This window comes from Nocardia sp. NPDC049149 (assembly GCF_043197455.1).
Classification (GTDB): Bacteria; Actinomycetota; Actinomycetes; order Mycobacteriales; family Mycobacteriaceae; genus Nocardia.
The window spans coordinates 361,997-376,758 of the sequence record NZ_JBICTD010000004.1 but is presented as its reverse complement, the minus strand read 5'-3'; the positions used below and the strand labels follow the sequence as shown (position 1 = coordinate 376,758).

General features: G+C 67.3%; 4 protein-coding genes. 1 reads left to right on the top strand and 3 read right to left on the bottom strand.

From position 1 onward, the window contains the following. Positions 1-4: 4 nt before the first annotated feature. Together ACGFNJ_RS17365 and ACGFNJ_RS17360 are read right to left on the bottom strand one after the other, a co-directional pair. Positions 5-919: a hypothetical protein gene (locus ACGFNJ_RS17365; protein WP_393448421.1), complete on the bottom strand. Its 915-nt coding sequence runs from the start codon at positions 917-919 to the stop codon at positions 5-7. Positions 920-1,117: 198 nt separating this feature from the next. Beyond that, positions 1,118-1,744, bottom strand: a complete 627-nt coding sequence (locus ACGFNJ_RS17360; protein ID WP_393448419.1) for a TetR/AcrR family transcriptional regulator — start codon at positions 1,742-1,744, stop codon at positions 1,118-1,120. A 154-nt stretch (positions 1,745-1,898) separates the two neighbouring features. On the opposite strand from ACGFNJ_RS17360, the gene ACGFNJ_RS17355 reads away from it, so the two are divergent. Further along, positions 1,899-2,786: an SDR family NAD(P)-dependent oxidoreductase gene (locus tag ACGFNJ_RS17355; protein WP_393448417.1), complete on the top strand. Its 888-nt coding sequence runs from the start codon at positions 1,899-1,901 to the stop codon at positions 2,784-2,786. Between the two features lie 24 nt (positions 2,787-2,810). Here ACGFNJ_RS17355 and ACGFNJ_RS17350 read toward each other — a convergent pair whose 3' ends face one another. Beyond that, on the bottom strand, positions 2,811-14,756 hold the full coding sequence (locus tag ACGFNJ_RS17350) for a helix-turn-helix domain-containing protein (RefSeq protein WP_393448415.1): 11,946 nt from the start codon (positions 14,754-14,756) through the stop codon (positions 2,811-2,813). Positions 14,757-14,762 lie beyond the last annotated feature (6 nt).

The following is a 14,762-nucleotide window of genomic DNA, read 5'->3' as shown; positions in this document are numbered from 1 at the left end:
CCGCTCAGCGGTCGAGGTTGACCCGGACCTTCGTGGTCGAGCGGCCCTCGTCGCCGGGACCCAAGTCGGTCACCGAGGTGCCGTCGGTCGTCACACCGTTGCCGGTCCGCACGGCAACCACGTTGCCGAAGTCGTTCTCGAGCCCGAACTGTTCCATCTGGCCCTTCTCGGACCCCGGCCCGAAATGCACCTGCCACTGCCCGGGCTCCAGCTTGTCGAGCTCCTGCTGCAGTTTGTCCGCGCCGTTCTTGAAGACTTCCTGCAATGTCGCGATGTCGACCTTGCCGTCGATGAGGCGTTTCGCCAGTGTGGCGAAATCCTCTTGCTGGGTGCCTTGTTCGTCCCAGAATCGGTTGCCGTCGCCGCCCTGCTGAATGTTCCAATTGAGCATGCGCAGGGTCCGCGCGCCCCACGTACGCTCCCACGCCTGCAATCGGCTTGTCGCCGCGGTGAAGACCGCGATATGCGGGTTCAGCTTTTCATCGACCCGGCCGCGGATCTCCTCGTAGGTCTGCACCAGTTCGTTGACCAGCTTGGTTTGTGCATCGTCCTCGGGATAGAAGTCGACCCGTCCGCTCAGCCCCGCTTGACTCGGCACTTTCGCGGTTACCTTGGCCTTCTCGTTGTTCAGCAGACCCTGATTGAATTCGAGTACCTGGATGCACTCGCCCACGGCGCGGGCGGCCTTACCCGCCAATTCGGCGCACTCGTCGAGATCACCGACGAGTTTGCGTCTATGCCCGTTGTAGCGTTCGGCCGCCGGGCCTTGCCATCGCCTGCCGACGACCCGGTTGGCGGCGCCATTGATGGTGTCCGCCGCCCAGGACAGCTTCTCCGCCTGCGCCTTCCAGCCGTCCTCGAAAGCCGTGAGCTTCTTCGGGTCCGCATCGAGATCCCATACCGTGGCCGTGTTTCCCATGAAAAAACCATAGGGCTTGTCCCCCAACACAAATCAATGACAAGCGTTTGCCGACTAGCATCCGTACGCTGCGATCAGCGACCCATCAGAGCCATTCCGAAATCTGCACGACGAGGCCGTTCGGGTCCCGCACCTGAAACAGTCGCTCGATCACGTCCGCCCAATAGATCGTTTGAATCAGCGTCAGGGAACAACGATTCACGCGTGCCTGTCCGGCGGCAGTTCGACCAGAATGCGTACCCATGGGCGCAGCGTCGCAAGCAGGTCGCGTAACCATTGCGTCGGCTGGTCCGGTTCGATAATCCCTTCGATCGCAATGCCTTTGCCGAGGGCGAGGACGAGCCTGGCCAGCGTGTGCGGCTCGATCGGAACGGCGAGGCCGATATCGTCGATCAGCTGGGTGATCAGGCCGCTGACTGTCTCGCGGGCCGCGGCATCGTGCGCGGCCAGCTGCGCCCGCAGTGTCGGGCTGGTGCGGGCGGCGAGCGCCATCTCCGATTTGAGCAGGGCCCAGCGCGGATCACCGGCGGCGGTGACCAGCCAGCTCTCGAACGCGTCGAATCGATCCTCGATCGATCCCCGGCCGAGCGCCGCCCGGACCACGTCGAACTCCTCAGCCGTGTGCCGGTCCAGCACGGCCAATGCCAGCTCTTCCTTGCTGGCGAAGTTCGAGTACACCGCCCCTCGGCTGTACCCGGCGGCCTCGGCCACCTGGTTGTTCGAGGTCGCGACGTATCCGTTCGCCAAGAACAGCCCGGTGGCGGACGCGATCAGGTCGGCCCGCGTCCGAGCTTGAGATTCGGCACGGCTCAACCGCTTCCGCATCGCTCGACCATAGCGGGACACGCCGGGCGGCGCGCCAGCGGCATCCAGATGCCATTGACATTTGGATGTCACTGACATTTGATCGATGCGAACGAGACGGAGCCCAGACCGGTATTCGCCTGGGGACCTTCGTCTTTCGTCGCGAGGAGGGCACATGTCCAGCTATCCGGAACGCTCGATCGCAGGCAAGCAGATCGTGATCACCGGCGCCACCAACGGCATCGGCAAGGAGATCGCCCGAGCACTGGCCCGCCGCGGCGCGGATATCACCCTGCTGGCCCGCAACGAAACCAAAGCAGCGCAGGTGATTCGAGAGCTGTCCGACCAGGACGGCGCCACCGGCACGCTGGCCTACGTCCGCGGCGACCTGGCCGACCTCACCTCGGTGCGCGCGGCCGCCGCCGAGCTCTCCGCGTGCCATCCGAAGATCGACACCCTGATCAACAACGCGGGCATTCACGCCTTCGCCGCCGACCGCACCGCCGACGGCCACGAGCTGATGATGGGCACCAATCACCTCGGCCCGTTTCTGCTCACCAATCTGCTGCTCGCCCAGGTGCAATCGGCCGCGCCGTCCCGCATCGTCGTCACCGCCTCTGAGGCGCACCGCGGCGCGCTCGGCGTCGATGTCGACCACCTGTCCGACCCGCTGACGCACGGCACCGTCGGCTCCGTTCCGGTCTACGCACGGTCGAAACTGATGAACATCCTGTTCACCCAGGAATTGGCGAAACGTCTTGCCGGAACACAGGTCACGGTGAACGCCTTCTGTCCGGGCGCGGTATCCAGCGGCCTGGTGCGCGACAGTCGCCTGCTCACCGCCGCCGCGCGCACGGCATCCGCCAGCCCGCTGATCCGGCGACCCGACCAAGGCGCCAGGATGGGCATTCGCTTGGTCCTCGATGCCGATCTGGCTGACATCACCGGCCGCTTCTTCACCTCCACCCCGGGCCTGCGCTTCCTCCCCGCAGTCCGCGCCCGATCGAACACCGCGCTGCAACAACAGGTCTGGGACCGCACAGCTCAGTTAGTCGGGCTCTGATCCGCATTTCGGCGAGCGTGCCGATCAGAATGCAGAGCCCGACCATGGGGTTGGTCTCGGAGGTTCCGGGACCCGGAAGCCGCGTTCGGCGGTCTCGGCGCGCACGAGCGGGAGGTCGTCGGTTTTCGTCCAGATCTCGTCGACGTCGAGCGCGAGGATCTCGCGAATCCGGGCCGAACCGGATGCGCCCCACACCGCAAGACGCAGATCGGCTTCGGCGGTTTGCCGGACGAATTCCTCGGACAGCAGTTCATGCGGGACGGCGAGACCGGTCGCGCCCACGAGGTGTGCGTCGTCGATGACGGCGCGGGTCGAGGCGGCGCCTGGCAGCAGCACGCGAGCCATCCAGCCGGTGGCGCCGCGGATGCCCCTGGTGGCAATCGTCAACGTGTTGACCATGACCGCCCGGTGCCAGTCCGGTGCCAGTTCGGCTGCCGCCTTCAGTACGCGGCCATCGAAAGCGTGGAGGTTTCCGCGGACGCCGTGGCGGCGCAGAGTGGCGGCGATCTCGGCCACCTGTGCCCGAATTGCCGACCGTGACCAGGCCGGACCCGCGGGCACCGTCACCGACAGCGTCACATCCTGGCGGGCTACCGATCGGCACAGCCGGTCGAGCGCGGCCAGATCGAGGGCGCTCCGTCCGACCTCGACGGTGATCGCGTTCATCCCGAGCTTCAACACGTCGGCATACACCCGACCACCCTCCGTGAGGTCGAGTTGCACTGCGATCTGCGGGCCTGTCCGGGTGCCGCCGACCGGAGCTGCCGCGGCGCCCGCCTCGGCCGGTCCGTCACTCGTGGCCGGTCCGGGCAAGTCGCGGTGAGGATGCTGGTCAATCGGTGCGGCAAGTGCCGAATCCAGTTGCGGCGCACGGCGATCAATGGCCGAATCGACCACTCGAGTGCGGATCCGTTGCATCGCAGTGGGATTGATAACGGTAGGCCGGTGCGGTTCGGTAGGTACCTCGGCACCGCGTCCGGACAGACACCATGCCGCGTGCCGCAACGATTCCGTGGGCTGCGCGGCACTGACGAGCGAATATTCGAGATACTCACCGTGACCGTCGTAGGGCGCCAGCGTGTAGGGAAACCCGCGTTCGGCGCGCACGCGTATCGTGTTGACATCGGTGGCCGGATCGGGGCCGAGCCCGAACGGCCCGGCACCGAGCACCCGTCCACGTGCTTCGGGTGTATCGCCGCCGAAACCGGTGACCGGGTCATCGGACTGGGCGAGTACCCATCGATGGCGGGAACTGGCATCGGTGGCGCTGTCGAACCGGTGCCCGCGGCCGGGCGAACCCATCACCACGCTGTGCACGAAGACGCCGTCCAACCGGCCACCGACGGCTCCTTCGCTGATGGTCGGTGATCCGTAGCTGTATCCGAGCATCGACATGGTCGTGTCGAGCACCGCACGCAGCGCCAGCACGTCGCGGGCGAACAACCTGCCGCCCGCCTCGGCCAGTCCGGGCAAGGACGCCCACACCTCCTTGTTGTTGGCGGGCGCCTCGTAGCCGAGCCAACACACCACGACCACCTTGGCGTTGCGATCGGCGCGCACCAATTCCTCGTACAGGTTCCGTGCGCTCGACAGGCGGGCAGGCGCCGACTGCAGCCTCGTGTTGACACCGTCCACGTACCAGACCACATGGTCGGCGTCCTCCACTCGGCAGTTGCCGATAGCGAACGTGCCGGATCCGTTGCCGCCGAACGCTTCCGGTTCCAACGCCAAAGTGCTGACGATCGGCGTTGGGATGTCGCGGTGCACGGTGGTCGAGCGGGTGAGCGCCTCGCCGACCGCGTACAGATTTCGGAAGACGTGCCGTTCGGTCCGGGTCACGAACCTGCTGCCTTTCGCGTGCAGCACCGTGATGTTGGCATGTCGTGCAAGGTCGTTCGCGTAGTTCAGCACGTCGGACGGCAGCCCCGCAGTTTTGCCGATGACGGCGGGGTGCAACGCGACGACCGCGCGTTGCTCGTCGCCGGACAGCGCATCCCACCACCGCCTGTTGTCGGCCGATAGTTGTGCGGCCCTGGTGAAGTCGTCCGGCAGCCCTTGATGCAGCAGGACCTCGGGACTCGATGCGCCGCGCTTCTCGAACGCGGCGCGCGCGAGCGCGGTGTCATCGGCGGTCGCGCGCAATGTGGGGACGCCGCGGGAGTTACGCGGCAGCAGCACGGTATCGGCGGACTCGGGCGGTGCGGCCGCGGCCCGTTCGATACTCTGTGCGAAGCGGAGCGGGCCACCCCGCCGGAGATCATGGCGGACAACAAGATCAGGGCGGCCGGCCAGGATGCGACCCATATTCCGAAGCGACTCGGTCGCCGATTTCGTGCGATCGTCGACGTACAGCAGGAACTCGGCATCGATCGGTTTGCCTGCCTCGAACGACTCCCTCTCGTACCGCTGCGCCTTGTAACGAATGTCCTGCAGCGCCGCGACCAACCGTCCCGCATCGCCGATGGGAAAACGAGCGGAGAATTGCACGCCCGGCGCGTACCTCGTTTTCGGAGCGCTTGTCCGGGAGGCGATTCCGTAATACACCCCGACGGACGACACCAGGCCTGCCAGGACATCACTCATCGTCTTCACATTCGATTCGCCACAGACCACCACGGTGTCGATCGAACGGGCCGACTGCGCGTGTGCCAGTGCCTTTTTCGCAGGTCGGCCACCCGTACCGTGCACCACCAGCTGCCGTTGCGGCTGCGCCGCCGAACCGGCGGCGAGCGCGGCCAGCTCACCGGCCAGGCGGTGGCCATCGGTGCCGGACCACACCACGACGCGGACCGGCCGATCCGGGTTCTCCCGCATCGCGGTCTCGTAGTGGTTGCACGCCAACTGCATTCGGAGATCGAGGCGGCGCAGGTTGCTATCGGAACCGTCGACGTGCCATGCCTCCGCGTCCGGATCCGCGCTGCCGAGCGAGATGATGACCGAGCGTGCGCTCGGGTCGTCGCTGTCGAACTGTTCGAGCAGCACACGGGGTGCGGGCACCCCCGGTGTTTCGACTGTCGCGGCGCGCTGATTCGCCCGAATCAACAGGTCCTCGACGTTCAGCAGACACTCGCGTAGTGCCCGCTCCCTGCGGCTCAGCCGACCACGTGCCGACGCACGCTCGAGCTCGGCGCGCGCCTTCGCGATGGCCAAGCGATTGGCCTGATCACGGACCTCGCGGGGGAATCCTCCTGCGTTGCCGACGAATTCGGGCCAGACCCGGACCAGATCGCGCAGCTCGGCAACGCTCAAGGCTTGCACCCGGCGCGCATTCTCGGCCGCGTGCTCGGCGCACTCTTGTGCGGCGGCCACCGCTCGTTGCACGGTGGATCGTTGCCATCCATACACCAGTCGATCCGTACGCGCGCCTTGCCCCCAGTGCTCGCGCAGCACTCGCTCGGCCTGCTGGTACGTCGTGGTGCTGGGCGGGACGTAGGTCGGCAACCCGGCGCGCGCGTCCACTGGGCCGATCAAATCCTGGTGCGCACCACCATGTTCCGGCTCCGCAGCGGGCACGGGAGCTACCGAGTCGTCGGGCCTGCTTCCGATGAATCCGTCCCACCCCGTGGGTGGGCGCTCCACAGTGTGCGCTTCGGCGGAACCGGCCACCTGCTGCCGAACGAGTTTCAGCAGACCGCGGCGGGGCGCAGCCGATTCGACTTCGCCAGATCCGACCGTGTCCGGTGTTCGGGCCGCGCCGGCGTCGGATGCGCTGCCGTCGGAGTGGCGTGACCACGGCGTCGCCGCCGAATTCCCTTCGGGCTCGGAGTCGCCGGGCTCGTGCGGTCTGCTCCCGATGAAATCGTCCGATCCTGGTGTCCGGGGCGGTTTCCTCGTCCCGCTCCACGGCGAGCGCTTTCGCCGCTTGGCCGCGCTGCCACCAGCTGTGGGGTTTCGCACGTCGAAGGTATCGCGCAACCGCGCCATCGCTTCGTCGTACATCTTCTTCGCGACATCGGGTGCCAGCCCGAGCTGCGCGGCGCTGCGCGACAACGACTTACCTTCGTCATGGCGAAGCGCAACCAGCTGCTCCGCCTTGACAGGGTCCGACATGTCGGCCAAGGCGCTACGGAACGTCATCGCGAAATCGACTCTGGCGGAGCCTGCGGCAGCGCGGTCGGCGAGGTTCGGCGGTAGCGTGGCATGGCCCCTTGGCGTGTGCAACAGTCCCCGCGCGAACGCAACATCCTCCTCGGTAATGCCCGTGGCCCGTGCGACAGCATCGTCGAGTTTCGCGTCCGCGGGGGACATTCTGTCCAGCTGGGCCTCGACGACACTCACCATCTTCAGCGTGCGTTGATCGAGCTCGGGAAAGCGCAGCGCGAGGCGGTATCGGAACGCGGCCCTGCGGCAACTCGCCCACGCGTGGTCGGTGAACGGCGCGGACGGAACGTGGTTGAGGATCGCGGTGAACATCGCGATCGTGGCAACCTGTTCCACATCATCGCGAATGTCGGCACTTTCTCGACCCGCAATCGCCTTGGGAATCCATGCGAATCGCTCGATGATCTCTCGCCGTATCCGTCGCTGTTCGGGCGAACGCATTCGGGTTCCGAGATGTCGTTTGAATAGTTCTTCCTCTGCGCGATCGCCGGATCGCGCATAGTGCTCGGCATAGAACCGCTCAACGACCTCCACCAGCAGGTCGCCACCGACGCCCAACGCCTCACACAGCCGTCGCAGTGTGCTCAGCCTGGGGAGATAGTCATCGTTTTCGATACTCGACACGCTGCGGCGGGCCATCCGGGCCGACCGCGCCAGCTCCCTCGCGAGCGCGCCCTGGTCGTGGCGTAGCGCCGCAAGCCAAGAACCGAGGGTGCGGTGCGCAGCGGGATCGATATCGGCGGTGAGTTCCGGATAGAACTCTCGGGCCGCTCGAATCATCACCCCACGCGAGACACCGAGCGCTCGGCATATGGTCCGGAACGCCTCGAAGGTGGGGTGCTGGTTCTCGTTTTCTATCTGCGCCAAGTAGCGCGTGGACAGGCCGCTCAGCCGGGACAGCTCGGCCCGGCTCACGTCCCGTTCGTGGCGTAGCGCGGTGACCCAGGCACCGATCTCGTGTGGAGCCAGCACCAAGTCGACATTGATGTGCGGATAGAAATGCCGGGTTGCCGCGCGCAGCAACTCGCCGTCCACCGCCAGCACTTGGCAGATGCGCCGGAATGCCGCGAATCGCGGTACGTAGGTTTGTGTCTCGATGTGGTCGAGACGTCCCCAGTCCGGCCCGATCACTGTCGCCAGCTCGGGTCTGGTCAGGTCGCGGTCGTGGCGCACGGCGACGATCCAGCTGCCAGGTGCTGCCGGATCGTGCGCGGTCAGTCGCAGATCCAGGATCAGATCGGGATAGAAATGGTGGGTGGCCGCGGCGAGGTCGGTCGGCGCGACATCCAATGCCCGGCAGATCCGGCGGAAGATGACCGAGGTCGGAGCGTGATCGCCGCCCTCGATGCCGGCAAGATAGCCGGGCGAGATGCCTGCGGCCGCGGCTATCGCGGCTTGACTGGTACCAAGGCGGATGCGCCGCGCGGCAAGCCAACCGCCCGGTGCCGCCCGATCGTGTGCCGTCGGATCGGAATCGAGTTCGAGACCCGGATAGCGCCGTCGTGCTTCCTCCGTCGCCGCGTGGTCGTCCACCGCCAATTCGCGGGCAATCCGAAAGAAGAGTTTCGGTGTCGGGGTCTCCCCTGCCTCGATCCGCTCGATCCGCTGCGGCGTCACTCCGACCGCCTCGGCGAGCTCCGCTGCCGACAGACCTCGAGCGGTGCGTTGTTCGGCGAGCCAGCCGACCGGCGGGACGGCGGCATCGACACCGACCTCCGGATAGAACCACTGGATTGCCGCGGTCAGTGCCTCATCGTCGACTGCCAGTGCGTGACAGATCTGCTCGAAAGTGGCCAGCGCAGGCCGCCGCCCCTTCTCGATATTCGACAGGGCGGCGTTGGTCAGGTCGGCCGCGCTCGCCACATCCTTCTGCGTCCGCCGCTGTTCGAGCCGCAAGTCCTTGAGCCACTTACCCCGCGCGATGTCCAAGGGGTGCGTCGGCAGATCGACCTCGAGGTCCGGAGTGATCTCTGGTAGGCGGCCGGTGGTGGCGTAATGGTGAAGTGCCCACTGCGGGGTGCCAACTCCCGCATCGACATCCGCGTCGGCGACACCGACGGCAAGGGCCGCGTGTGGATCTCTTGTCGCAGTCGATTCGACTTCGAACGCGTACGGGGCCAGCCGCGCCAGCCAGGATTGCTCGGGTTCCCGGATCAGGCGCAATCCGTGCAGCCTGGACCAGGTGTCGTGCAACAGTTGCGGCAGGTCGTCCGCTCCGCGGTCCGGCGTCGATTGTTCTGGGCGACTACCGATACGGTCATCGACGTCCGGTTGTCCTGGCGTCGCGCTGTCCGTGGTTGTTGTCGCGCCGAAGCCGGGAACCAGGGATTGGACCGCGGCCGTCACCGCAGGGGCGAGGGCTGGCAAGGCCACGGCGCGCGCGATCTCATCGTCAGCGGCCGTAGGGTCGTCGGGCTCGACGGACCGGCCACCGAGGATGCGGTCGGTGACGACTCCCGTGACGGCCGAGGCAAGTAGGCGGGCGGTGCGGGGATTGATCCCCTCGGCGGCGTTCGCCTCGGACCCGTCGCTGGGCGGGCGATGGCCGGCCAGGTCGTAGTCGGCCTGGGTGCGGATCGGCGTCGCTGCGGTGACGGGTATCCGTTGTGCCGGGGACAGCGGATCGAGTTGTCCGCCCTCGCTGTCGAATTCGATGGCCGAGACGCGACGCTTGCCCTCGTCGAGCGCGTCGATGAACCGCTGTTGTGCCAGCCGCCACTGCTCGAACGGGACGGCTTTGCGCAGCAGCGCTGCGGGGGTGGCCAGATCCGCCGGGCTGATCGGGGTAGCGCCGGGGACGGCCGCGATATCGAGGACGACCACATTGGGGGCGTCGGCCCGGTCGCTGTCGTTGTGCAACAGCACCAGGTGGCTCTCGACGCGCCCGTTGTTCAGCCACCTGTAGACCAGCGCCGCGCTGCCCCGTGGCCGGCCCTCGACCGATTCCGCGGCTTTGCCCAGTGATTCGAATTCTCGTAACGAACCGCCGAAGGCCCGCTGCGTGTCCGCGCGATCGTGGCCGCGCAGTGGCTCGTCCGCCGGCATCCGATATGCGGACTCGTTGTCCGGGTGCAACACCCGCATCATCGCTACGCCGTTGTTGACGCAGCTCTTCGGGCTGCGCTGGTGAATGGCGACGGTGAGGTCGAGCAAGGCGGCCGAAGCCAGGTACGTGGAGGCGGCGGCCACGACGTTGCCGGCATCGAGGCCGTCGGCGGTTTCGGTGGGGGTGAGCGCGCGCGTGAGCGCGGCGGCGAGTTCGCCGCGGGCGGCGGCAGCATGCACGTCGTCCTGCGGCACGCCAAGCAGATCCGCCAGCTCGGCGCGGGCCGCCTCGACGAGGGCGCCAGCCGTGCGCACCCCCTCCGCACCAGCGAAGCGGGTTGGCTCGACACCGAGTTCGCTGACCAATCGATCACGCTGTGGTGCAAGAAATTCCAGTGCTTGCCGGTCGGTCAGGTCAGCCATCCGCATGATCGATGCGGGCGGTACGTGGTCGAGATGCTGGTTCATCGCGGCCACGGCGGCGGTGGAGACGCCCGCGCGCGCCAGCAGTCGGCTCAGCGGGTCGTCGTCATCGTCGGTATCGAATAATGCGGCGGCCGCCTGGGCTGCCGCTGGCACCCCCAGCCAGCCGGCCAGCCGGGCGAACCGGTCGCCTTGCAGGTGTGGCTGAACACTCTCTGGTTCAGCGCGCACCGAGTCCGGTGCCGCCTCGGGATGACCGGTATCCGGTGTGTGCTGGCCAGTATTCGAGGTGTCCTCGCCGGTGTCTGCTGAAGGCGCGGCAGGGGCACGCTGGTCCGAATCCGCGACAAGGGCACCGGCGAGCGGGTGAGCGTGCGCCTGCTCAGCGCGGCGCATCGTGCGCTGCAGATAGGCGTGGTCCGCCCCCTCATTCTGCAAAGTGGTTGTCAGGCTGCGCATTTCGCGCGTGGCCGCGGCAACATCCGCGTCTGCGGCCGCGAGCTTCGCCCGCGCCGCGTGCACCGCCTCGGCCTGCTGGTGCGTCGCGCCGAATTTCGCGGCGGCACGGACGGTTTCGGTGTGCTCGACCGTGGCCGCGCTGCGCTCGGCCACGGCGACCCGATAGTGCGTGACGGCAATCTTCGCGCCGTGCAGCGGTGTCTGACGGTAGAGAGCATCCGAGGCGGCGACGTTGAAACAATAGCTTCCGTTTCGGCCGTTGCGGCCGGCCCGCGAGGCTCGCTGGTGATCTTCGTCCGGAATACCCGCGGAACGGCCGAGCATATGCGCGTGCACGCCGCCAAGCTGGTCGACCTCGTCGGTGATCGACACGTCGAAACCGCGGCCGAGCATGCCGGTGCCGACAGTCACCGCAGCCTTGTCGCCTGCCGTGTCCTTGACCGTGAGCAGATCTTCTTCGGCCGCGTTGTTGTCACGATGCTCAGCGAACCAGCGCCCGTCGATCGCAGTGTGTGCTATCCCGGACTTGCCCAGCATCAGCGAGAACTTCATCGCAATATCGTTGTGCGGACAGATCACCAGGACCGGGCGCCCCTCGGCCTGCAACTGCTGGACGCGAGCGACCGCGTCCTTGAGCTTGTCTGCTTCGGTGACAAAGATGCGGTCCGGTTCCCCAACAAGTTTCGATCGGCCGAAATCCTCCACCTTCGCCAGGCCGCCCTGGACCGGGAAGTTTTCCTTGATCTCGGCGGCCGTCCGTTCCAGCGTGCCCGACATCAGCAACAGCCGGTCGTAGGTGTTCGCCACATCCTCGACGGTGACGACCTTCGACCCGGTCCCGTCGGAGTACACCTCGAGCCGGAACATCGCCTCCAGCATCTGATGGCCGCCGCCGAGCAGGCGACTGTCGGTGCCGACCTTCGGATCGCTGCGCGGCTTCCCGTACTCGTCGAGCAGCTGGACCTTCCCGTCGAAGATCTGAAAATCCCGATTCAGCTTGAACCGGCCCGCCTTGACCTCCAAGAATATTCGCGCGCCCGCAGCCTCCTGCTCGGTGAACGGACGACCGGTGCGCTCCTCCCACCTGCGGCTTGCCGTCGCGAAGCTCGATTCCCGATCAGCGCGCAGATCCGCCGACGTCAATACCCGATCGCGCAGCAGGTCCCGGAGGAAATCCCGCACCCGATGCACCGCAGCACTTTCCACGTCCGACGCGGGCTCGCGCTGCCCGTCGGACTGGTAGTGCACCGTTTGATCGTGGATGAGAAGCGCGTCCGCCTCGTCCATCGTCGCGGTGGTCCCCGGTGGCGGATGATCGAACTCGGCCGTCGCCCGCTCGTTGTAGGTCATGTAGTAGACCGTGGGTCGGTCCGGGTCCGCCGGTGGATGCTGCGGATCCCACCGCGCGCAGTCGTAGCCGAGACTGTGAAACATCGCCGCCCCCTGGCGGACACCGTCATTGGCCAGTGTTTCCGTCGTGGTGATCACGTGATGGACGCGAACCGAACGGCCACTCGGCAATTCAGTGGCCTGCCCCCTGGACAACTGCCCCAGCGCATCCAGGACACCGACCAGCGATTTGCCCTGCCCGGTACCCATTTGACGCATGAACCCGTGCTCGCCGAGCAGCAACGCCTTGACCTGATTCCACCGTGGCGTCAAACCCGTGCCTTCGCGGACCGCGGCCAGATAGCGCAGCAGCGCCTCGGCCCGGTCGCCCTGCTCCATCGCCGCCCGGCGTTGCTCCCACGACTCGGCCGCCAACTCGTCCCTCCGCAGGTGGTAGACCTCCAGCGTCTTGTGCGCCGCCGCCGTGAACTGCGCTGACTGCTCAGCGGTGAGATCGGCCTTGACCGTGGGATCCGCCGTAAACAGCTGGGCGAGTTCCGCGTTCAGCTCACGAACGAAGGGGGCGGACGGGTGCCCTGCTTCGACCGGGTGGTTCGCAGTTTCGGCAACGGAGTCTGCGGCGTGCGGACGGTCGGACGGATCCGATTCCTGTGTCGACCCAGCGAGTCCTCGATGGGTAGCAGGGTGCGGCGGCGGTGTGTCGGTGACTTCCGGCGCGGACACCCGAGCTGGACCCGCGGCGCCCGAACCGGAATGACCGGATGTACCACGCACGCCGAGGGATTCGACCTTCGCCGACTGCGGCGTGGCACGCGTGCTGTCGCCGGCAAGTGCCACCGGCCTGCTGTCGACACCTCGGGAGCCACCGGCCGGGTTGGCCTCGGCCTCGCTGCGATGCGCCGGATGCGGTGGCTGTGCACTGGAATGTTCGCCGCCTACGCGCGCTTCGACCGCACCGGGAGCCTGGACTCCGGCCTGCGGGGCGTCGTCGACACGAGGCAGGTCGAGGTCGGCGGGTGCCGGGTCGGGGTCGACGTGTGCAGTGCCTGCGGCACGGTCGCTGTCGGCGTGCGCGGCTCTATCGTCAGAGTCCCCGACCTGAGCGAACTGTGCGGCGTTCTTTTCGTCGTGCGCCGAGCCGTACACCTGCGCGCCGCTGGTGTCGGATCGGTCGCCTGCGGCTGGATCATTGTGCGGCACAGGCACAGTGGGCGCGTTTTCCTGTTTGCTTGCCGGAGCCCGATCCTCTGCATGAACGTCGCGTGCTGGAGTTTGCGTACCCGCTCCGTGCTCGGCCAGGCGTTGTGCCGGGTCGGCGGATCGAGCTGGAATGTGCGCACTCGTACCGGGATCTACGAGAGGTCGCGCTGGGTCGGCAGTCTGAACCGAAACTTGCGTACCTGCTCGGGAATCGGCGAAAAGGCGTGCCGTATCGGCCGTCTTCGCGGTGGTGACCATTCCCGTGAGCGGAGTCACCGCCTTGATCCCCCGCGGCGCCCCCGTCGGCCCCAGCACGGCCGCTTCGCTCGAACTCGCCGTCGCGGAATCAGGTCGAACGTATTCCCCGCCACCGTCGATCACGGTGCCGGTGTGGGAGGCGGGCTCCGGGTGGGCGCCGCCGCGGACCTCCGTCATTCCACCGAGTCCGCCGCTGAGTAACGCCGCCAGCACGTCTTTGGCATGTTCTGGCCAGCCCGTCACGAGTGCCGCCGCACCGAGACCGGACGCCGCACCGCCGAAACCCTGCAGCAGCCCGAGCACCACGCGGCTCGACTCCAGCCGCGGAAAGACCTTGGGCGCGACCACAGCAACGGTGATGCCGCCCAGCGCGCCGCCGGCACCGGAGACCGCGGCAGCCGCGACCGACGTCAGATCCAGTCCCCGAGGATTCGCGCCGTTCGAGCCCTTGGCACTCATGGTGCGGTCGCCCGACGCGACCTGTGCCAGCTGCGTCCCGAAATCCACCCCGGCAGGCAGCGCCGCGGCCCTGGCGACCGCGAAGGCAACCCGCAGCGGTCCCAGCGCCGATACCCGTGCCGCCGTCTTCGCCGCACCCGTCCGGTAGGCCTGCTCCAGACCCGCGCGCATCAGCGCGACCCTCGCCCGCCCCTCGACCAGCATGGCGTCCACCGCGGGAGCCGCCGCGACCTGAGCCGCCGGACCTGCCGCGGCTGCGGCCGACACGGTCCGGATCACCCGCCAGGCCAACTCGATGCCGAACACGAACATCACGACCAGCGTCTTCTCCGCGTCGTTGGCGGCTCCGTCGGCCTGATCGGCCAAGAGCCGCGCTTCCTCACGTAATCTGGCCGCGCCCTCGTGCTGCAGCTGCAATACCTCACGCGTCCGGTCGCCCCATACCCCGAGCGAATCCTCCTGCGCCAGGAGCATTTCCAGATCCTGCGCCTGAGTACCCAAGACGCCGGCCTTGGCGCGCAGTTCCGCGGCCATCCACCGCATGCGGGACACGTCGGCGCGCGGCAGGTCGCCACCGAAAACCACGAATTCGATCGGGCGCCGAATCGAGGCAGGCAGGCTCTCGAACGCGGTGCGCAGCTCGACAACTGGGTTCGGCGACCACGAATCGTCCACCGGCAC